This is a genomic window from Pannonibacter phragmitetus DSM 14782 (assembly GCF_000382365.1).
Taxonomy (GTDB): Bacteria; Pseudomonadota; Alphaproteobacteria; order Rhizobiales; family Stappiaceae; genus Pannonibacter; species Pannonibacter phragmitetus.
Map to the genome: position 1 here is coordinate 179,908 of NZ_KB908221.1, position 19,546 is coordinate 199,453.

Below are 19,546 nucleotides of genomic sequence, written 5' to 3' on the forward strand. Positions count from 1 at the left end.
TGGCGGGGTCCTGTCAATCGGCGGATCAGATCAATGGGAGACGGCAGGAAACTGCCGGATGAGCGGGTCGAGGCTGCGGTTGGGGAAAGGCATCGCCGTGCCATCCACAACAAGGCCGGAGCCCCAGGAAAGCGCGAGGGACGGATGGCCCGCCCCCGAAAGCGTCAGGTTGAGAGCATCCGCATCAAAGACGAGGCCGAGGGCCTGCACGCTCGAGCGGAAGCGGGCGAAGGCAGCGGCGGGATCAGCGTCACCTGCCGCCTCCCCCATCAGCGCGGCCCAGCCACAGCGGCTGGCATGAGCGCGGAACTCGATACCCGCGCCCGGCCCTTCCGTCACAGCTTCAAGCGGCGCGCTCGCCGTGAGCGCGGCAAAACCGGCACCTGAGCGCAGGAACAGCCAGTTGCCTTCCTGCCGCACCTCGTCAAAGGCGGAAGCTTCCACATAGGCGTGAGTGAAACCGATACGGGGATCCTCACCCAGATCGAACACCAGCAGCGCGGCGTTGCCGTGCTGGCCAACGCGGGGCATGACACCATTTCCCGCCCAATAGGACGGGCGCTGGCCGCCCCAGGGATCATCGGCACCGGGATGATTGACCCAGGCACGGGCAAAGGGATGGGCGGTAAAGCGCAGATCCACCTGATGCTGCTGGTGGCCCTTTTTGCCAGGCTCGCCATCAACCATGGAGGAGAGCTGCACATGGGCGGACTTGTAGAGCGCCAGCCGCGCCGCCTCGTCATGGCCCTGCACGTAATGTGCCGTCAGCGCCGTTCCCGGAGCGGGGCTCACCACGTCAAGAGCGCGTTGAGGCGGAGCATAGGAGCCTGCCGCCAGCATCGGCAGGGCAGCCACACCATCGTTCAGCCAGCCCTCGCCAAAGCCAAGGGTGGCAAAGGGAGCAAGCTCGGTCAGCGGACCGGCGCGCAGTTCCTTGTCATAGGCACGGCCCATGGTGCCGGCCGGAACGCCGCCCAGCGTGTGCAGGCCGATCATCAGGAACAGCCGGTCCAGCAGCTGCGCCGCCCGCTCGCGGATCCGGCCATCGCCCAGATGCTCCAGCGCCAGAAGGCCGATGAAGTCGATCGGATAATAAGCGGCAGAATTCCATTCGGCGAGGCCATGCGCCTCGACGCTGTCAAACCAGCGCATCAGCCGCTCTTCGCCCAGCCGTGCCTGCTCCGCCCCCTTGCGGCCGGAACAGGTGAAACTGGCATCGGGATAAAGCCGTCCGGCAAGATATTGCGAGACGTGGAAGCACAGCACGTGGTTCTCGCTCCAGAACCACATCACGTCATTGCCAGGTTCATCCACCCAATAGCGGTACCCCAGCACCGAGGCATCAATGGTCTTCCGCAGATCCTGCGGCAAGCCCGCGCCATAATCCGCCGCCAGCCAGAGCAGCGGCACCATCACGAAGTCGGAGCAATCGCGCCGCTCGTCAATGGCGGCCAGCGTGTTGGCGATGATCTCGCGGAAGGTATCATCCACGGGCTTTCCAGCCGCCTGCATGGCGATGGCCCGGCCGGCGCGCATTTCGCCGTGGTCTGCCAGAAACTCCAGCACCTTCGGCTTGCGGTCAGCAAGCGGCAGGGCGCGCCAGTCGAGCTTTTCCAGCCTGTGCGTGGCAAAGGCGATGTGCCGCTCCACCCGTGCCGATCCAATCGCAAAGGTCAGATCCAGCGGATGATAGGCATCTGGCAGCGCCTCGGCGCCCGGCAGGCTCAGACGGGTTTCGCCCTTGCGCAGCACGCCAGTGGATTGCAGCAGCGGCGGCTTGTCGCGCATGTGAACGCTGGGCTGGATAAGGGCGGTCACGCTGACATCCACATCCGGCGCATGAGCGAAGACAAGCGTCAGTTCGCCGGTGGTGCTGTGGAAGGGCTCCGGGCGCACGGAGGTGGCCAGCTCCATCAGCGCTGCAATGTCGGCAGGCGCCACATCCACCGGCAGCACCGCCGTGATCGCGGCATCGGAAAGCAGCGTCAGCTCGAAGAACCAGATGGCATCGCGCTCGGCCAGTTCTTCGGTCAGCACGATCACCTCACTGCCTTCCGGCTTGAGGTTCAATTCAATTTCCGTGCTGCTTTCCCTGTTGCGCTGGAACGGCTCGAAGGACGCGGCCTTTTCGCCATCCACCCAGATGGTGACGCCGCCGCAGGTGGCAAGGCGGAAGCAGCAGGGCCCAGCCGAGGAAGGCACCAGCCGGGTCTTCAGCCAGCGCTTCAGCCGGGTTGGCCGGTGCCAGAAACTGGAGAACTCTACCCGGCGGTTAAAGCCCGGCAGGTTCAGCGCCTCCACCTCGAAAGGCTCCAGCGCAACCTTGCGGGTCTTGATCTCGTCCCACAGGGCAACACGGCAGGGCAGGTCCCCCACATCCACGAAGCCGTTGATGAAGCGGTATTGCACCCGGTCCTCGGCCAGCGCCGGCGTGCCGGGATAATAAGCCTGATGCACCGGCCCCATGGCCCAGGCAGTGACACTGCTACCTCGCATGACAGGGAAACCGGCAGCAGCAGATGCGGTGAGGGGCGCGGTCATTCATCCTCTCCTTCGCCGGACAGCGGCAGGCTGAGTTCGATTTTCTCCAGCAGATCCGGCAGGCGGCCGATCTGGTTGAAGGTCAGCAGCGGGCGCTCGGCCCGGGTGCCGGGCTTGTGGCTGCGCCGGGTGGACCAGTTGAGGAAGAGAGAGATGAGGCCGAAGCGGTTGGCACCCAGAATGTCCCGCTCCAGATTGTTGCCCACCATCACCGTGCGCGCCCGGTCGCCATCGGCAAGACCCAGCGCCTTGCAAGCGGCAGCGAACATCTTCGGCGAAGGCTTCAGCTCGCCGATATCGCCGGAGATGATGTGAGCCTCGAAGCAGTCCCACAGGCCATGATGCTTGAGGATGTTCTCGAAGGTCGCACGCGGGCCATCGGCCACCAGCGCCAGCCGGTAGCCGCTGCGCACCAGTTCGTGCAGCATATCGCCTGCACCGGGGATGAGATCGGCGCTGGTGACCACCTCCGTTCCGGGGATCTTCACCTCGGTGCGCTCGTCCACCAGGGTGTCGCCGCAGTCCAGAAACACCGCGGCCAGATGCGGCACGCGGGTTTCCAGACTGGCAACGAGCGCCTCCACCCGCCCCGGCACCCAGGCATCAAACATGGACCAGGGCATGAGGCACACGCCGCCTTCCTCGTCGCTGCAGCGGGAGAACTGCCAGGACGGGGAAAACGCCATGCGCTTCAGGGCAAGGCGCGCCAGACGGCAGTTCAGCGGGGAGGCCGAGATGCGTCCGGCATCGGAGAACCGGTTGGAGAGGTGCACGCCCCCATCCCCGGCGAAGGCGCCGCACATGGCGGCGATGAGAGAGCCGGCATTGCGGCGCATCTCGCCGTCATCGGCCCAATGGGCATGTTTGCCCGGCTCCAGAAAGAGAACCGGGCGTCCCGCCTCTACCGGCAGCGCGCCATCTGGACGCCGCATAAGGCGGCGAGCGCCATGGCGCGAAGCCTCGACCTTGGCAATGCTGCCGTCCGGCTCAACATGCACCCAGACATGCTCGAGGTCATAGAGGTGCTGAATGTCCCAGTCGTACCAGATCGCATATTCGATCACCGTGCGCCCGCGCGGGCGGATGATGAACTTAGAGGACAGCGAAGGCCCCTCCTCCCGGTAGACCGCATAGCCGGCGGCCAGCGGGCGGAAAGGCTCTGCATCATCCAGCCGCAGCACTGGCAGATAGCGGGCGGCAAGGGCAAAGTCAGGTGCCTGATCCGCATCCTCCGGCAGGCCGGAGAGCGGCAGGCCGGCAAGAAGGGCGGACATCAGCCGTGAACTCCGGTCAAGGTAAGGCTTTCGGCGTGATGGCAGCGCACCTGACGTCCGCCTTCCACCGTGCGCAGGGCCGGAACCGTGCTGCGGCAGCTTTCATCCGCATAGGGACAGCGGGGATGGAACGGGCAGCCGGAAGGCACATTCATGGCGTCGGCAATCTCGCCCTTCAGCGGCACGCGCTTGCGGGTGCGGTTGCCGCGCGGGTCCGGCTGCGGCACGGCGGCAAGCAGGGCTTCGGTGTAGGGATGCAGCGGGCGGGCGAACATTTCGTCCGTAGGCCCAACCTCCATCAGGCGGCCCAGATACATGACGCCGATCCGGTCCGAGATATGCTCCACCATGCCAAGGTCATGGGTGATAAAGAGATAGGTGAGGCCCAGTTGCTCCTGCAGGTCCTGCAGCAGGTTGATGTTCTGCGCCGCGACGGACACATCCAGCGCCGACACCGCTTCGTCCGCAGCAATGAAGCTGGGGTTGAGCGCAAGTGCACGGGCAATGCCGATGCGCTGGCGCTGGCCACCGGAGAAGGCATGCGGATAGCGCTGCAGATATTCCGGGCGCAGGCCGACAAGGCGCAACAGTTCCGCCACCCGGTGGCGAATCTCGCTTTCCGAGCCTGCCCCATGCACCACCATGGGCTCGCCCACCAGCTCAAGCAGCGTCATGCGCGGGTTGAGCGAGGAATAAGGGTCCTGGAAGATCATCTGCATTTCGCGGCGGATGTCGCGCATCTCCCGGTCGGAGAGGCGCGAAATATCCACCACGGAGCCATTGCCGCGCCGGAACAGGATTTCCCCGCCGGTCAGCTCATAGGCCCGCAGGATGAGGCGGGCGATGGAGGACTTGCCCGAGCCGCTTTCGCCCACAAGGCCGAAGGTCTCGCCCTTGCGGATGTCGAAGGAAATGTCATCCACCGCCTTCACCGCGCCCACCTCGCGGCGGAACCAGCCTTCGTAGACGGGAAAGTGCTTCCGCACGCCCCTGACGGAGATGAGGGTGTTCTCGTCCATGATGAGTTCCTGTGCGGCGGTCATTCGGCAGCCTCCGCAATGCCGGCGGTTCCGGCGAAATGGCAGCGGGCGCGCTGGCCGCTGGAAAAGACGGCATCCTCCGGCACGGTAACATCGCAAGTGCCGGCCACCCCATGCATGCAGCGCGGATGGAAGGAGCAGCCGCCGGGCACGTTGTAGGGGTCGGGCACCATGCCGGAGATGGTGCGCAGGCGGCGGCCATGGCTTTTGCCAAGACGCGGGATGGATTGCAGGAGCGCCTGGGTGTAGGGGTGCTTGGGCTCGTAGAAGATTTCATCCACGGTGCCGGTTTCCACCACGCGGCCTAGATACATCACCGCCACCCGGTCAGCGATATCAGCCACCACGCCGAAATTGTGAGTGATGAAGACGATGGCCATGTTCAGCTCTTCCTGCAGCTGCTTCAGCAGCTCCAGGATCTGCGCTTCCGTGGTCACATCCAGTGCTGTGGTCGGCTCGTCGGCGATCAGCAGCGCCGGATCACAGGCCAGCGCCAGCGCGATCATCGCCCGCTGGCGCATGCCGCCGGACAGGTGATGCGGATAGCGGCCGGCGATATCGGCCGGCCGGGGCATCTGCACGCGCTTCAGCAGCTCGATGGCCTGATTGCGCGCTTCGGCCTTGGACACCTTCTTGTGCAGTATGACCGTGCGCATGATCTGGGTGCCGATGGTGTGCACAGGCGACAGGGCCGTCATCGGCTCCTGAAACACCATGCCGATTTCACCGCCGCGCAGCGACCGCATGGTGCGGCTCTGCCGGTCTTCGGAAGAAATCAGCACCTCCTTACCTGAGGCGCGGCGGAAGCGGATGGTGCCGCTGGCATTGAGTGCATTGCGCGGCTGCAGGCGCATGATGGAGCGGGCTGTCACCGACTTGCCCGAACCGCTTTCGCCGACGATGCCCAGCACCTCACCCCGGTTGACATGATAGGATACGCCGTTGACCGCCCTCACCAACCCGTCACGGGTGGGGAAATGCACGCCGACATTGTCCAGCTCCAGCAGCCGCTCGGGAGGCATGGGGGCGAGATCGGGCCTTGGGGCTTTCTGCTTGAAAAACATGATGGCTCCTCCCCCTCAGTGGCCGTAAGGATCGGCGGCATCGCGCAGGCCGTCGCCAATGAAGTTGAAGGCGAGGACAACGAGCACGACCGCAACGCCCGGGGCCAGAAGCCAGGGGGCCAGGGAAATGGTGCGAAGATTCTGGGCGTCCTGCAGCAGCACGCCCCAGCTGACGACCGGCGGACGCAACCCCAGACCAAGGAAGCTGAGTGCGGTTTCACCCAGGATCATCTCCGGGATCGCAAGCGTCACGGCTGCAATGATGTAGCTGGTCATGGCCGGCAGCATGTGGCGGGTGACGATCCGGTATTCCGAAGCGCCCGCGAGCCGCGCCGCCAGCACATAGTCTTCCGTTTTCAGCGAGAAGAAGCGTCCGCGCACCACACGGGCCAGATGCGTCCAGCCGATCAGCGACAGGATGATGGTGATGAGCACATAGACGAACAGCGGGTCCCAGGCGATAGGCAGCGCTGCCGCAAGGCCCATCCACAGCGGGATCGTCGGGATGGAGCGGATGAACTCCATCAGCCGCTGGATGGCACCGTCGATCCAGCCGCCGTAGTAACCCGACACAGAGCCCAGCGCGAGGCCGAGAACAAAGGCAAAGGCAACACCGATGAGGCCGGCGGACAGGGTGACGCGGGCGCCATAGAGAAGCCGGGTGAAGAGATCACGGCCCAGGGAATCGGTGCCCAGGAGGTTGATCTGCTGCTTGCGGTCCTCGACACCGAAGAGATGCACCCGCGTCTCGTAAAGCCCGAGCAGGTGATAGCTTTCCCCTTCCACGAAGAAGCGGATGGGCAGCGGCTTTTCCGTGTTGGACTGATAGATCACCCGCGCGGTCTCCGGATCGCGCTTGCGCTCCAGCGGATAGATGAAAGGCCGGTGCAGGCTGCCTTCATGGAAGATATGCACCATGTTGGGCGGGGCAAAGGTGTTGAGGCGGCTGATCGTTTCAGGCCGGTAGGGCGAGACGAAATCGGCAAACAGCGCCAGCAGCCCGAGCACGCCCATGAAGACAAGCGAGATGACGGCGAGCTTGTGCTTGCGGAAACGCCACCAGATGAGCGTCCATTGCTTTGCGGTCGAAAGCTCTCCGCCCATCACCTCCTCGCGCGGGGCAAGCGGCGGCAGGACCGGCATCTCGGCGGGCGTGGTGGACAGCGTCTGGTCGAGGGTCTGGGTCATATGGCCTTGCTCCTCATGCAAACCGGATGCGCGGATCGGACAGCGCAAGCAGGATGTCGGACACCACCGTGCCGATGACGGTGAAGACGCTGAGAATGAGAATGAAACTGCCGGCCAGATACATGTCCTGCATCTTCAGCGCCTGCAGCAGCAGCGGGCCGGTGGTGGGCAGGTTCAGAACCACGGCGGTGATCACGTCGCCGGAAAAGAGCGCGGGCAGCGCCCAGCCGACCGTGGAGATGAAGGGGTTGAGCGCCACGCGCACCGGATAGCGCCAGACAACAGTGCGCTCGGTGAAGCCCTGTGCGTAAGCCGTTTCCACATAGGGCTTGCGCAACTCGTCCAGCATGTTGGCGCGCATGACGCGGATCAGTCCCGCTGCACCGCCCGTGGCCAGCACCACCAGCGGAATCCAGAGATGCTCGAGCAGGTTGATGATCTTGGCCAGATCCCAGGGCTTTCCTTCGAACTGCGGCGAAATCAGCCCGCCCACATCCATGTTGAGCCAGACAAAGGCGGTCCACATCAGGATCAGCGCCAGCAGGAAATCCGGAACGCCCTTGCCGAGAAAGCCGAAGACCGTGAACACATAGTCGAAGATGGAATATTGCCGGGTGGCGGAATAGACGCCGACCGGAATGGCGATGAGCCAGGTGAAGATCATGCTGAGGGTGGAGATGAGCAGCGTCAGCCCGAGGCGGTCCCAGATCAGGTCGCTGACGGGCGCATTCCATTCCAGCGACCGGCCAAAATCGCCGTAGAAGACGATGTTGGAGATCCAGCGCCAGTATTGCACCAGCAGCGGATCATTGAGCCCGAACTGGGCGCGCATCAGCGCCTCTTCCGCCTCGGTGATGTATTCCCCGCCATTGCGCAGCTGCGCCGCATAAGCCGTGACGAAATCGCCCGGCGGCAACTGGATGATAAGGAAGGAAATGAAGGAGACGAAGATCAGCGTGGGCACGGCCCAGGCCAGACGCCGCAAGATATAACCAAGCATGAACACCCTCCAGTTCCGCACGCAGCCTCACCATGGAGACCGGCGGTTTGCCACGCGGGCAGGAACAGGATTTCAGATTGACCGGATCCGGCGCCCCCTGCCCTTCGGCATCGGGGGTGCCGGTCTGAACGTTGCAGCCGCAGTTGCCGCTACTGCTTCATCCACATCTGCTGGGTCACACCAAGGCCGATCCCGCGGGTGATGTCATCCTCGATGAGGTCATCGGGGAAGTTCATGAAGTTGTTCTTCACGATGGTGATGGCAGGCAGTTCCCCGACCACGCCAATGACCCAGCCTTCGGTGACGAAGGTCTTGATCAGGCCGTTGAGCGCGCCATCGGCTTCGGCCCGGCTTGCAGCCTTGGCCGCCTTGTCCCAATCCTCGAAGAGCTTGCGGATCGCGTGATCTGCAGGCGGCTCGATGCCGGATGCGCCCTTGGTCGAGTACCAGATGTAATACTGGTTGGCGTAGGAATCATTGCCCATCATGATGCGCGGGTCAGCCGCCACGACCGACAGGCGGTCGAAGGGATACCACTGCATCTGGAAGTCATTGTTGTCGCGGTTCGCGTCCCACTGGGTCCGGTCGATGATGCGCGGCAGCAGCTCGACGCCGATATCCTTGAAATTGCCCGCGATGATTTCCATGGTCTTGGGACCATTGGCATGCTGCATTTCGACAACGATGGACAGGCGCTTGCCATCCGGGCGCAGGCGGAAGCCCTGGGCATCGCGCTTGTCGAGCCCGGCCTTGTCCAGCAGCTCGTTGGCCAGATCTGGATCATACTCGGCCCAGTGCGTTTCCAGCTCCGGATCGAAATTCGGCGACCCGGTGACAGGAGAGGCCTGACGGGGCTCGGCAAGGCCGGAGAAGATCAGCTCGTTCACCGTCTCGCGGTCGATGGAAACGCTGAGCGCCTGCCGGAACTCCGGCGTCTCAAACAGCCCGCGCAGCACTTCATCCTTGACGGTGAGGTTCGGCACCAGCGCCCAGGTCTGGGCCTGCGTCCAGCGGCGGACCGTGTAGTTCCCCTTGGCCTCGTTCTCCTTGTAGAAGGTGAAGTCCTGCGGCTCGACATAGCGCATCTGCATGTCGATCTGGCCCTGCACGATCATCAGGTTGAAGGCTTCCTGATCGTTGAACAGCTTGTGGGTGATGCGGTCGATGTAAGGCAGCTGGTTACCAGCCTGATCGACAGCGTAATAATAGGGGTTGCGGACCATGGTCACGATTTCGGCCGGAGCCGGGGTCTCGATCTTCCAGGCGGTGATCACCGGCAGGTCCGGGTTCTGCCACCAGGCGGTTGCCGCCCCGCGCGAGCCCCACAGGTCGCTCCACTTCTCGACACCGAACTTCGCAGCCGCCGCCTTCAGCTCCTCTTCCGAAGCATATTTGTTGTTGAACTGCTTCAGATAGTGCTTGGGAAACAGGAAGCTCGGGCGGTCAAGGCTCGGGTTGCCGGTGGAATCCTTGGCGAGGATTTCAAGGAAGTAGAGATAGGGATCCTCGAAGCTGACCTTGAAAGTCTGCTCGTCGATGATCTCCAGCTTCATCGGCTTGCCGCCGGGGGCCAGCGTCTGGTCGATCTCGGCCAGAATATCCTTGTTGAGATAGACATCCTCATACCAGAAGCGCACGTCTTCCGTGGTCACCGGCTCGCCATCCGACCACTTCAGCCCCTTGAGCAGGGAGAAGGTGAACTCGCGCGAGTCGTCGCTGGCCGAATAGGACGAGATATAGCCCGGCACCAGCTCCAGCGGGCCGCCGGTCTTCTGGCCCCACTTCACCACGCGCTCTTCCATGAGCTTGGTCGGGCCCCAGCGGTCGCCCGGCCCCTTGTAGGCGCGCTGCCAGTTGCCGCCATACTGGCCAACCTCAGCCGCCTCGATCACGGCCGGCGTTTCCGGCAGGCGCTGATCCACCGGCGGCAGCTTGCCCTCCTTCACAAGCGCCTCCAGCATCGGCGATTCCTGGAATGCATAGGCAGAGCTGATGGCAGAGCCTGTCAGCAGAACCGCCGACAGAGTCATGAAAATATTTCCGTATATCCTCATCCCAATCTCCTCCCAGAGACAGAAGCATTGCCGCAAACGCAGCATTTATCTTCTGGACAATTCAATGAAGGAGACGATCACGCATTGAAAGCTCAATTTCAAGAATAAAAATAATTTCATTCAACTGCTGGCATCACCCGCACTTTCACGGATGATGAGCTGACAGGCAAGCTCGGTCCGGACAGGCGGAAAATCTGGCTGGTGCATCGCCAGACGGTTCTCCAGCGTCTGCACGGCGGCTGCGGCAAGATGCTCCAGCGGCACGCGGACGGTGGCCAGCGGCGGCGTCGTCAGCTCTCCGATGGTGACTCCGTCAAAGCCAATGACGCTGACTTCCCCCGGCACGCTGATCCCGGCAGCGCGCAGTGCATTGAGCGCACCGATGGCAAGATTGTCGGCCGCGCAGAAGATGGCCGTGTTGCCGCCCAAGCCACCCCGGGCTGCGATGAAGCGCGACAGCGCCGCCTCCCCGTGACCGGGTTCATAACCATCGGCATAGAGCACTTCGCAGGCCTCGGGCGAAAGGTCCCGGGCCAGCAGGGCGTCTCGCACCCCGTCCAGACGGCGGCGGATGGTGCTGCGGCCATGCCAGGTAAGATGCAGGATGCGCTGATGCCCGCGCGACAGCAGCCAGTCCGCCGCAAGCCGCGCGCCATAACGGTTGGACGGCACCACAGTGTCGATGGACATGGAAGGATCATCGCCATTGAGCAGCACCGTGGCGACGCCGGACGCGGCCAGCCCCTTGATCAGGCGTGGTGTGTGGTCGTGCACCAGAATGATGCCATCGGCGCCACAGGCACGTGCGCCGGAAATGATCTCCGGCGCGCTCAGGTCTCCCTGGCTTGCATGCGGCACCAGCTTGATGGCCCGGCGCTCACACTCCCGTGTCAGGCCCGAGAGCATGGTCCAGGAAAAGAGGTTGGTGTTCACATGCGGCAGATTGGCGTTGGGTACGGCCAGATAGAGCGTCGAGAGCGAAGCGATCGCCCCCTTCTGCTGGCGCTTGGCGAGATACCCGAGCCTGCGGGCTGCATCCAGCACCCGGGCACGCACCTCGGCACTGATCGGCGCCGTGCCGTTGAGCACATGCGAGACAGTGCTGAGCGCAACGCCCGCCTCCTGCGAGACATCCTTGATGCCGACCTTGCCCGGCGTCTTCTTCTCCATGCCAGCTCCTCCCAGAGCACACAGCAGCGCGTGCGGCTTTCAGCCTGCGTAATAGGGATTTGTGAAGAGCCTCGGCTCGCCACCATTCCAGATCTCATAACGCAAGAACCGGCTGGCGAAAGCTGTCTCATGGGTGAGTTCATGACCAGCCGCTGGAAGCGTTTCAACCACGCCCTTGTCCGTGATCACGCGCAACTCGTCTCCGGCTGCAAGGCCGGTGAAGGTTGTGGCCAGTTTCTGCCCTGCCCGCGCCTCTTCGCCGAATTGCGGCCCTGCCTCATCAGCCGGCTTTGCCATGCGGTCATCTGGCCCTGCGGCCACCACGTTGCGCCCGGCGCGGATGGCCTCCAGAATGCCTGCCATCGTGTGGCTTTCCGCCAGCAGCCGGTTGGAGGGGTGGCCATGACGGCGGCGGTTCTTGAGGTGAAAATCACTGCCCGCCGTCACCGGAATCCGGCGTCCAGCACAAAGCAGCTCCTGCCAGAAATCAATGGCCTGCTGGTTCATCGGCGTCCAGTTGCCGTTCCAGATTTCCATGGCATCAAAGGCCACATCAAAGCCCGCCTGCCAGCGGCCGCCATCGGAGTTCTGGAAAGGATGGTTGATCACCACCGTTGCGCCCTTTGAGCGGGCTTCCGCCATCTTCTCCGCCACATCCTGCGGCGAGCGGCAGCGCCAGTCATCCACCGGACGCTCCAGCCCGAAGAAATTGGTGTGGCCGTAGAAAGAGGTGAGTTCCATCGCCGGGATCACCAGAATGTCCGGATCATCCGGGCGGATGATGTTTTGCGACACGGTGTTGTGGTCGGTGATGGCGACGAAATCGAGCCGCGAGGCACGGGCGCGGTGGATAGCGTCAAGCACCGTGACGCCGCCGTCGGAATGTTCCGAATGGCTGTGAATGTCGCCCACCAGCCACTTCCTGCGCTTGGGCACGAGGCGAACCCGCAAGTCCGTGTAGCAGTTGGGGCCGATCTTCACGATGCCCAGCACCACATCCCAGCGGCCCGGCAGGGCTCCAAGGTCATAACCCGGCGTCGCCCGGTCTGCCGCCACATGCACATGGCCCCGCTCGGAGCCTGACCAGCCTCGCATGCGCCCGTTCTGGGCAAGGCCAATGTCAATGACACTGCCGCCGCTGCCGGCCGGAAACACATAGCTGACTTCGATCCGCTCGATGCTGTCATCGACGGTGAAGGGAATTTCGATGAAGGACTTCTCGCCTTCCGGAAACTCGGTGATGCGGCGGGTGAACTCGTGCAGCGGCTGGGTCATGTCAGGCTCGGTATTGAAGAATTTGCGGCATCGCTCCGCGACAGGCTGAGCGTCAGGATTTCGAACGGTGCAAGAGAGAGACTGACAGCACCATCCTCCACCGTCAGGGCTTCAGGCTCGCGCTCCAGAAGGTCCGTGCGTGCGACAGCGGTGATGACCGGGTCCAGCCGCAGCCGCGCCTTGCGGCGGGTGCCGGAAACCTCCCACAGGCGCAGGATGATGGCATCACCCTCCTCGGCCTGTTTCACGGCCTCGATGCAGACCCCCTCGCCCTCCAGCGTGAAAGGCATGGCAGCAGAGCCGCTGGCGGCATTATCCGCAGCGGGAACGAAGCGCAGCGGCAGATTGAAAGCCTCCGCCGCCTGATGCACCACCACCTTGTCCCCGTCATGCAGCATCACCGCATAGCGCAGGTGATGCGCGCCCTGATCGGCATCGGCCCAGGGCCAGGTGGGCGAGCGCAGCAGCGTCAGCCGCACATCGCTGCCGATCGCGTCATAGCCGTATTTGCAATCATTGAGGAAAGCGGCCCCGAAATCCGGCTCGCTGACATCGATCCAGCGCTGCATGGAGCACTCGAAGCGGGCCTTGTCCCAGGAGGTGTTGCGGTGAGTGGCGCGGCGCACGTGGCCGAACTGGATCTCCGCATCAATCGCCGCCATGTTGAGCGCCAGCGGGAAGGCGGCCTTTACCAGGGTGTTGTGCTCGTGCCAGCTGATGAAGCAGTCAATTTCCACCTGCCGGGCACCAGCCTCCAGCGAGATGACCTGCACGATGCGCGAGGATTCATACCGCCATTCAAAGCGGATGGCCGCCCGCAATGGGCCCTGCTCCACCACTTCCGCCGAGACAAGATCGTCGATCTCGAAGACCTGATCTTCGAAATCCGCATCAATGTCCCAGGCATCATATTCGGCGGGCATGTCGCGGAAGGCCTGAAGCCGGTTGGCTTTCGCGCCCGCTTTCAGAACCTGCCGCCCGGTCTTGCGGTCGAGGAGCGACGCCATGCGGCCAGCCTCATCGAACAGCACCTCGACATGATCATTGGCAAGCCGCTCGGGCGAGACTTCCAGCCCGTCCAGCGGCGCAGGGGCCGTGTAGGCCTCCAGGCTGACAAGCGCCAGCGGCGGCAGGGCCTCAACCCGCACCGCATGAGACGCCGAGCCATCGGCATGCACGATAGCCTGACCTGAAATGAAGCCACCGGCATCCGGCATCATCACCAGCCCGCTGCGCGCCGTGCCCGACGGATTGAACACCTGCGCCCCCTCACCCGGCAGCGCCGCCAGCAGGTGGGCTCTCAGCTCATCCGCAGCCGAGAACAGCCGCGCATAATCGGCGTCGCTGTCCTCATAGACCGCGCCGATGGAGGAGCCGGGCAAGATGTCGTGGAACTGGTTCAGCATCACGATGTCCCACAGGCGGCGCAGCTCTGCCGCCGGATAGGCCACGCCATGCTGCGTGGCCAGAACGGCCAGCAGCTCCAGCTCCCGCAGCGCGGCTTCCGCCAGCCGGTTGCTGCGCTTGTTGCGGGCAACGGAGGTCAGGGTGCCGCGGTGAAACTCCAGATAAAGCTCGCCCACCCAGGTGGGGTAGTTCTCCGGATTTTCCGCCATGCGTTTCAGCAGCCGCTCGAAGAAAGGCCGCATGGGCGCATGCTCCACCTTCGGGCAGCCGGGAATGCCGCGTTCCATGCGGCGGATGTTGTGCAGCATCTCCCGCGTCGGCCCGCCGCCGCCATCGCCATGGCCATAGACGAGGAACAGCTCCTTGCTGAGATGCTGCTGCCCGTGCCGCCGCCAGGTGCCCATCACATGGGTGGGCTTCAGGTTGGGGCAGTAGGTCGTGCCGATGCTCTTGGAGTCATACGGCTGCGTCGTCAGGAAATAGGCGGCGACTTTCGTGCCGTCGATGCCCTGCCAGAACAGGCTTTCCTCCGGCATGCGGTTGGTGTCGTTCCACGACAGCTTGTGCGTGACGAAAGTGTCCAGCCCCGCCCGCTGCATGATCTGCGGCAGGGCAGCGGAATAACCAAAGGTGTCCGGCAGCCACACCATGCGCGGGCGCACGCCATAGGTCTCTTCGTGATAGCGCACGCCATAAAGGATATGCCGCACCAGCGACTCGCCGCTGGAAATGTTCACATCCGGCTCCAGCCAGAGCGCGCCCTCGATCTCGAAGCGCCCCTCCTGAACGCGCGACGCAATGCGCTGCGCCAGTTCCGGATAGTCCTGCGCCAGATAGTCGAGCAGGACGCACTGGTTGTACATGAACTGATAGTCGGGGAACTCGTCCATCAGCGTCATCGCGGTGGCCATGGAGCGGGCCATCTTCTGCCGGGTCTCGCGCACCCGCCACAGCCAGGCCACGTCGATATGGGTGTGACCGGTGGCGGTGATGACCGGCTTTTGCTCGAAATCCTGAGCCGCATGAATTTCGCCCGCATGATAGCGGGCAAGAGCCAGCGAGGCGCGGAAGCGGGCGTCGTTGCCGGGGCGCAGATCAATGGCATCCACCGCCGCATCCAGCTGGCACAGGATGAAGGAGCGGCGGGGATCATCCTCCGCCAGAAGCCGCGCCACATCAAGCGGCACCCGCAGATCGTAATAGGTTTCCTCAACATCGAGGTCATGGCGCACCAGATGGCAGGCAAACCCGAGCTGGCGCCGGTCCTCGATGGTTCCAGCCTCGATGAGGATGTCGAAAGCCTCGCCGGGGCGGGCTTCACCGGTCAGCGGAAATTCCCGGTGGTTGCCATCAACGCCCTGCACGATGCGGCCATTGACGCGCACGAGGCACTGCGGATCGGACCGGCCCATGACGCTGCCAAAAGCTGCCTCCACATGCACGGCAAGACGCTGGCCGATCAACTCGTCGGGCAGCGTGATGCAGCCGCCGAACCAGTAATAGCCATCCGGCTCGCCCCAGACGAGATCCCGGCTGACTGGCGTCCAGTCTTCGCGCGAGGAGGCAACAAGGGCGGCGCGGGTTTCAGAGGACCCGGCGCAATAGCGCAAGGCCACCTCGTGGCCGGTGCGGGTGTAGATCCTCTGCTGCAAACGCGACAGCAGATGGTCCAGCTTGCGGATCAGCTTGCTCACGAGGGTTCCTCAAAGACCGTAGACAGACCAGACGGCGGGCACACCGGAGACAACAACCTGCTCCTGCGCATGCCAGCCACCGGGCAGCGGCAAGGGGCGCTCGATCACCATATCCTCCAGCACCAGCCCTTCCACGTTGTGGGCATAAAGACCGGGCATGCCGCCCGGATAGGGCACGAGGCCGATAACCTTGCCATCGGCGCCCTTCACCCAGGCATTGGCGCGCCCGGCAGCATCGGGCGAAGGGGCGAGATCGGCGGCGGTGGGACGCACATCGTAATAATGGCCGCGCCAGGCCCCGTCGGCCTGCACCAGACGGATGCGCGACAGCCGCAGACCCGAGATGGCACCGGGCTTGTCGGCGATGAGGTTCACCGCCCCTTCCATGCGCCCGGAAATATCCTCAAACACCACATCGCGCACATCGCCCGCAGCCTTGCCGCCGGGAGTACCCAGCGGGCGGCGGTCCAGCACCGTGATGGTGACCGCCTCGCCCGAGCCCCAGAAGCCTTCCGGCGTTTCCCCGCAGGACAGGCCGATACGGCGGAAGGCAATGTTGCGCACCTTGCCGCCATCGCGGGAGAAGATGCCAAGCGCCCGGTTGGACCGAAGGATGCGGCAGTCACGGAACTCGATGTTCTCGAAATCGCCATGGCTTTCAGTGCCCAGCTTCAGCGCGCAGCTGCGGCTTTCGATGTCGCAATCGGCCACCACGATATCGCGGCAGGCACCAGCCGGTGCACCGTCCAGACGGGCGCTGGTCTTGAGCACGATGCCGTCATCGGCGGTGGAAATGCGGCAGCGCTCCACCCTCACGTCCCGGCAGGCATCCAGCACCATGCCGTCGGTGTTGGGCATTTCCAGATCATTGGCGACCGACAGGCCGGAGATGCGCAGTTCCTCGCATTCCACGAAATGCAACGTCCACATGGGTGAAGCTTCGACGGAAAAGCCGGTGAGCGTCACACCCTTGCAGTTTTCCAGCGCCATCACGCGCGGGCGGGAAGCGGCAGGAACGAGCGTGCCCATATCCTCCAGACGGCCCGTGACATAGGCAGGCCCCGGCGCCCTGATGAGGCCGGGGCCAGTGATGGAGATATCCACTGCATCCCTCGCCATGATCATGGCACGGCTGGATTGCTCCGCCTCGATGCCCACTTCATTGGCCGCATAGGCCTCATAGCTTTCGGCAAAGACGAGCACGGCACCGGCGCTGAAACGCAGATCAAGCCCCGAAGGCAGCCTCAGTCCGGCGCAAGCATAACGCCCCGCAGCCAGCCGCAGCGCCTCGCCATTTGCTGCAGCAGCCTCCATGGCCGCCTGCAGCGCAGCCGTTGCGTCGCCCTCAACGGGCGTAAATAATTTTTCACCTTCGCGCAAAGCATCCTCCCGCCCGCCGCCCTCCAGCAGCGAAATTTGCAAAAGGATTAAACGGTTTTTTGCGGCAATCAAGGGCAGGAGAAAGAGCAAAAGAGATTCCGCTGCGGAAATAAGAATGAAAATATTTCACAGTCTATCGTTTCCCTGGCTTCCCTGCCCCACTCTCCACGCCGTCCCGGCCTCCGTGCCGGGACCTGTGAGGAACGCACCGCCTTTCCGCTCCCTCGGCCGCCGCCCAGGCTTTCAAGCCGGGGCCCACTCGCTTCCAGAGCGCAGATGGCCGGCTTGAAGCGGTGAGGCATATAGGGGTCAATGGCCTGCCGAAGGGCTCGCGGTAACGGCACCTCTCTGCAAACGAGTAGACCCGGGTCTCCACTTGGTTCCGCCCGGGGTGACGGTGGAGAGGCGGAGCATCCCTTACAGGCCCCGGCCCAAGGCCGGGACGGCGCGGTGGGCGGAGATGCGGGTTGCATTTTGCCGCAGCGGCTCTTCTTGTCATCCCCGCGAAGGCGGGGATCCAGTATTCCCGGTGCTTACCTCGCTCGCACTGGGCGTACTGGATCCCGGTCTTGCCGCTGCGCGCCAAACCGGGATGACATGATGTGTGTTTGTGCGTCCCTCACCCCAATGCGGGGAAGGAAACACGGCCCCACCGGAAACCGGCTCCCCCTTCCCCCCGAAATGCGCTAGAGCAGGGCAACGTCTTGCAAGGCCAGCGCCCGGTGCTGGCCCGCCTCACTTCAAGGATATCCAGATGCCCGAAGGCACCCCGCTGAATGCCCCCTTTGCCGAACTGACCAAGCCGGACCTGCGCCGTGAAATGGCCGGGATGGTGACCCTGCGCGATGCACTGAGGCTTGCCGTCAGCGCCTTTCAGGAAGCTGGGCTCTACTATGGCCACGGCTCGGCAACGGCGGTGGATGAGGCGGTGTTCATGATCCTTGAAAGCCTCAGCCTGCCGGTTGACGACTTCAACGCCTTTGCCGATGCGCGCCTGACCGACCGGGAAAAGACGCTGCTGGGCGAACGGCTGGCGCTGCGCATCGAAAAGCGCCTTCCGGCAGCCTACATCACCGGCCGCAGCTATCTTCTGGGCCTGCCGTTCCGCTCTGACGCCCGCGCGCTGGTGCCGCGCTCCTATATTGCCGAACTTCTGCGCTCGCCGCTGTTCGACGGCTCGGAACCGGCCCAGAGCCTCATTGGTGATCCCTATGAGGTCACCTCCGTGCTGGATCTTTGCACCGGCGGCGGCTCGCTGGCCATCTTCGCCGCCTATGCCTTCCCCAATGCCACGGTGGATGCCGTGGATCTTTCGCCCGAGGCGCTGAGCCTTGCCGCAGAGAACGTGCGCGATCACGGGCTTGAGGACCGTATCACCCTGTTGCAGGGCGACCTCTTTGCCCCTGTCAAGGGCAAGACATATGACCTCATCATCACCAACCCGCCCTATGTGGGGCCGGAGGTGATGGAGGTGCTGCCGGGCGAATTCCTGCACGAGCCGCAGATGGCGCTGGCAGGCGGCGGCGGCGATGGGCTGCACCTGGTGCGCCGGATCATCGACGAGTGCCGCGCCCACCTCAACCCGGAAGGCGGCATGCTCTGCGAAATGGGCGAGGACCACGAGATCCTCGACGAGGACTATCCGGACTGCGAGTTCCTGTGGCTTGATTCCGAAGATTCCGCCTCCGAAGTCTTCTGGCTCCCCGCCACCTCGCAGTGGAGCTGAGGGCGGGTCAACTTCGGAAGCTTCAAGGCTTTGCCAACTCTCGATGGATCTGTTTCATTGAGAGTTGGCAGAAGCAAGCGGCCAACCGGAATACGCTGGGGCAGATCAAAGCAAAGAGCCTTCAGCTCCTTCCTTGTTGAAGGGAACGCGTGCGGTTTTGTCTGCGGACGTGGCTGCAAGCCTTTCTTCGTCCTTCGCCCTCTGTTTATACAGTTTTCCGCCGCGCCGTCATTAGCGGTCGTCTTTTGCGCGTGACGGGGCGTTTGGAGCGCGAGGGGTGTGTTGTGCATTTGATTGCGGGTCAGATCGAGGATCTGTCCCACATCGTCCCTGGTCTCGTCCGGTTTGGCGGAGAGATTTCTGCTAGCGTGGGGACGGCTTCTGCGGCTGTTTGTTCTGATTTGGGGGGTGGAGGATCCGGTGTCCGCCATGCGCGAGAACAGGCCAAGCTTTTATTTTTGAGCCGTGATTTTCATTGATTTTCTGATTTGAGAGGGGCTGTTTCGCGCGTTTTCTGTTTTCTTTGTTTCTGTTTTGTTCTTTTTTGAGATGTGTTTATGGAGTAACGATTTTTGCCCCGCTTTTGGCGAGGTTTTGTGTGTTTTTTTTGATTTGGTTGCGGGGGCAGGATTTGAACCTGCGGCCTTCAGGTTATGAGCCTGACGAGCTACCGGGCTGCTCCACCCCGCGTTAGTTGGGTGGTTGTTGAAGAGTTTTGATTTGTTATCTGCGT

At 63.5% G+C, this 19,546-nt stretch carries 12 protein-coding genes and 1 tRNA gene; 1 reads left to right on the plus strand and 12 read right to left on the minus strand.

Features of this window, described 5'->3' with window-relative positions; genetic code table 11:
- Positions 1 to 30: 30 nt before the first annotated feature.
- From H163_RS0112750 to pglB, 11 genes are all read right to left on the minus strand, one after another.
- A complete protein-coding gene (locus H163_RS0112750) occupies positions 31 to 2,541 on the minus strand; it encodes a hypothetical protein (protein ID WP_026355797.1) in 2,511 nt (836 codons plus the stop codon).
- Positions 2,538 to 3,815: an HAD family hydrolase gene (locus tag H163_RS0112755; protein WP_019964978.1), complete on the minus strand. Its 1,278-nt coding sequence runs from the start codon at positions 3,813 to 3,815 to the stop codon at positions 2,538 to 2,540. Before H163_RS0112755 ends, H163_RS0112750 begins: the two co-directional genes overlap by 4 nt.
- Positions 3,815 to 4,858, minus strand: coding sequence for an ABC transporter ATP-binding protein (locus H163_RS0112760; RefSeq protein ID WP_019964979.1), 1,044 nt, complete (start codon positions 4,856 to 4,858; stop codon positions 3,815 to 3,817). The genes H163_RS0112755 and H163_RS0112760 overlap by 1 nt, the downstream gene beginning before the upstream one ends.
- The gene (locus H163_RS0112765; RefSeq protein WP_208975390.1) at positions 4,855 to 5,919 is read right to left on the minus strand and encodes an ABC transporter ATP-binding protein; all 1,065 of its coding nucleotides are present in this window, start codon (positions 5,917 to 5,919) and stop codon (positions 4,855 to 4,857) included. The genes H163_RS0112760 and H163_RS0112765 overlap by 4 nt, the downstream gene beginning before the upstream one ends.
- Before the next feature lie 15 nt (positions 5,920 to 5,934).
- Positions 5,935 to 7,062, minus strand: coding sequence for an ABC transporter permease (locus tag H163_RS0112770; protein WP_051105386.1), 1,128 nt, complete (start codon positions 7,060 to 7,062; stop codon positions 5,935 to 5,937).
- Positions 7,063 to 7,120: 58 nt separating this feature from the next.
- A complete protein-coding gene (locus H163_RS0112775) occupies positions 7,121 to 8,107 on the minus strand; it encodes an ABC transporter permease (protein ID WP_019964982.1) in 987 nt (328 codons plus the stop codon).
- Positions 8,108 to 8,256: 149 nt separating this feature from the next.
- The gene (locus tag H163_RS0112780; protein WP_019964983.1) at positions 8,257 to 10,137 is read right to left on the minus strand and encodes an ABC transporter substrate-binding protein; all 1,881 of its coding nucleotides are present in this window, start codon (positions 10,135 to 10,137) and stop codon (positions 8,257 to 8,259) included.
- Positions 10,138 to 10,281: 144 nt separating this feature from the next.
- Entirely contained in the window at positions 10,282 to 11,331 is a 1,050-nt protein-coding gene (locus H163_RS0112785) for a LacI family DNA-binding transcriptional regulator (protein ID WP_019964984.1), read from the minus strand.
- 39 nt (positions 11,332 to 11,370) lie between these two features.
- On the minus strand, positions 11,371 to 12,606 hold the full coding sequence (locus H163_RS0112790; protein WP_019964985.1) for a CehA/McbA family metallohydrolase: 1,236 nt from the start codon (positions 12,604 to 12,606) through the stop codon (positions 11,371 to 11,373).
- Positions 12,603 to 15,707: an alpha-mannosidase gene (locus H163_RS0112795; protein ID WP_019964986.1), complete on the minus strand. Its 3,105-nt coding sequence runs from the start codon at positions 15,705 to 15,707 to the stop codon at positions 12,603 to 12,605. The genes H163_RS0112790 and H163_RS0112795 overlap by 4 nt, the downstream gene beginning before the upstream one ends.
- Before the next feature lie 9 nt (positions 15,708 to 15,716).
- Positions 15,717 to 17,087: a polygalacturonase PglB gene (gene pglB / locus H163_RS0112800; RefSeq protein WP_026355800.1), complete on the minus strand. Its 1,371-nt coding sequence runs from the start codon at positions 17,085 to 17,087 to the stop codon at positions 15,717 to 15,719.
- A gap of 754 nt (positions 17,088 to 17,841) precedes the next feature.
- Here pglB and prmB point away from each other — a divergent pair.
- The gene (prmB, locus tag H163_RS0112805; protein WP_019964988.1) at positions 17,842 to 18,813 is read left to right on the plus strand and encodes a 50S ribosomal protein L3 N(5)-glutamine methyltransferase; all 972 of its coding nucleotides are present in this window, start codon (positions 17,842 to 17,844) and stop codon (positions 18,811 to 18,813) included.
- 613 nt (positions 18,814 to 19,426) lie between these two features.
- Here the strand turns inward: prmB and H163_RS0112810 are convergent.
- A tRNA-Met gene (locus tag H163_RS0112810) sits at positions 19,427 to 19,503 on the minus strand.
- Between the last annotated feature and the right edge of the window lie 43 nt (positions 19,504 to 19,546).

Excerpts from the sequence above, each read along its gene's own strand:
- H163_RS0112785 (WP_019964984.1), bottom strand. The coding sequence starts at position 11,331 with ATGGAGAAGAAGACGCCGGGCAAGGTCGGCATCAAGGATGTCTCGCAG.
- H163_RS0112780 (WP_019964983.1), bottom strand. The coding sequence starts at position 10,137 with ATGACTCTGTCGGCGGTTCTGCTGACAGGCTCTGCCATCAGCTCTGCC.
- H163_RS0112755 (WP_019964978.1), bottom strand. The coding sequence starts at position 3,815 with ATGTCCGCCCTTCTTGCCGGCCTGCCGCTCTCCGGCCTGCCGGAGGAT.
- prmB (WP_019964988.1), top strand. The coding sequence starts at position 17,842 with ATGCCCGAAGGCACCCCGCTGAATGCCCCCTTTGCCGAACTGACCAAG.
- H163_RS0112750 (WP_026355797.1), bottom strand. The coding sequence starts at position 2,541 with ATGACCGCGCCCCTCACCGCATCTGCTGCTGCCGGTTTCCCTGTCATG.
- H163_RS0112790 (WP_019964985.1), bottom strand. The coding sequence starts at position 12,606 with ATGACCCAGCCGCTGCACGAGTTCACCCGCCGCATCACCGAGTTTCCG.
- H163_RS0112775 (WP_019964982.1), bottom strand. The coding sequence starts at position 8,107 with ATGCTTGGTTATATCTTGCGGCGTCTGGCCTGGGCCGTGCCCACGCTG.
- H163_RS0112760 (WP_019964979.1), bottom strand. The coding sequence starts at position 4,858 with ATGACCGCCGCACAGGAACTCATCATGGACGAGAACACCCTCATCTCC.
- H163_RS0112770 (WP_051105386.1), bottom strand. The coding sequence starts at position 7,062 with ATGCCGGTCCTGCCGCCGCTTGCCCCGCGCGAGGAGGTGATGGGCGGA.
- H163_RS0112765 (WP_208975390.1), bottom strand. The coding sequence starts at position 5,919 with ATGTTTTTCAAGCAGAAAGCCCCAAGGCCCGATCTCGCCCCCATGCCT.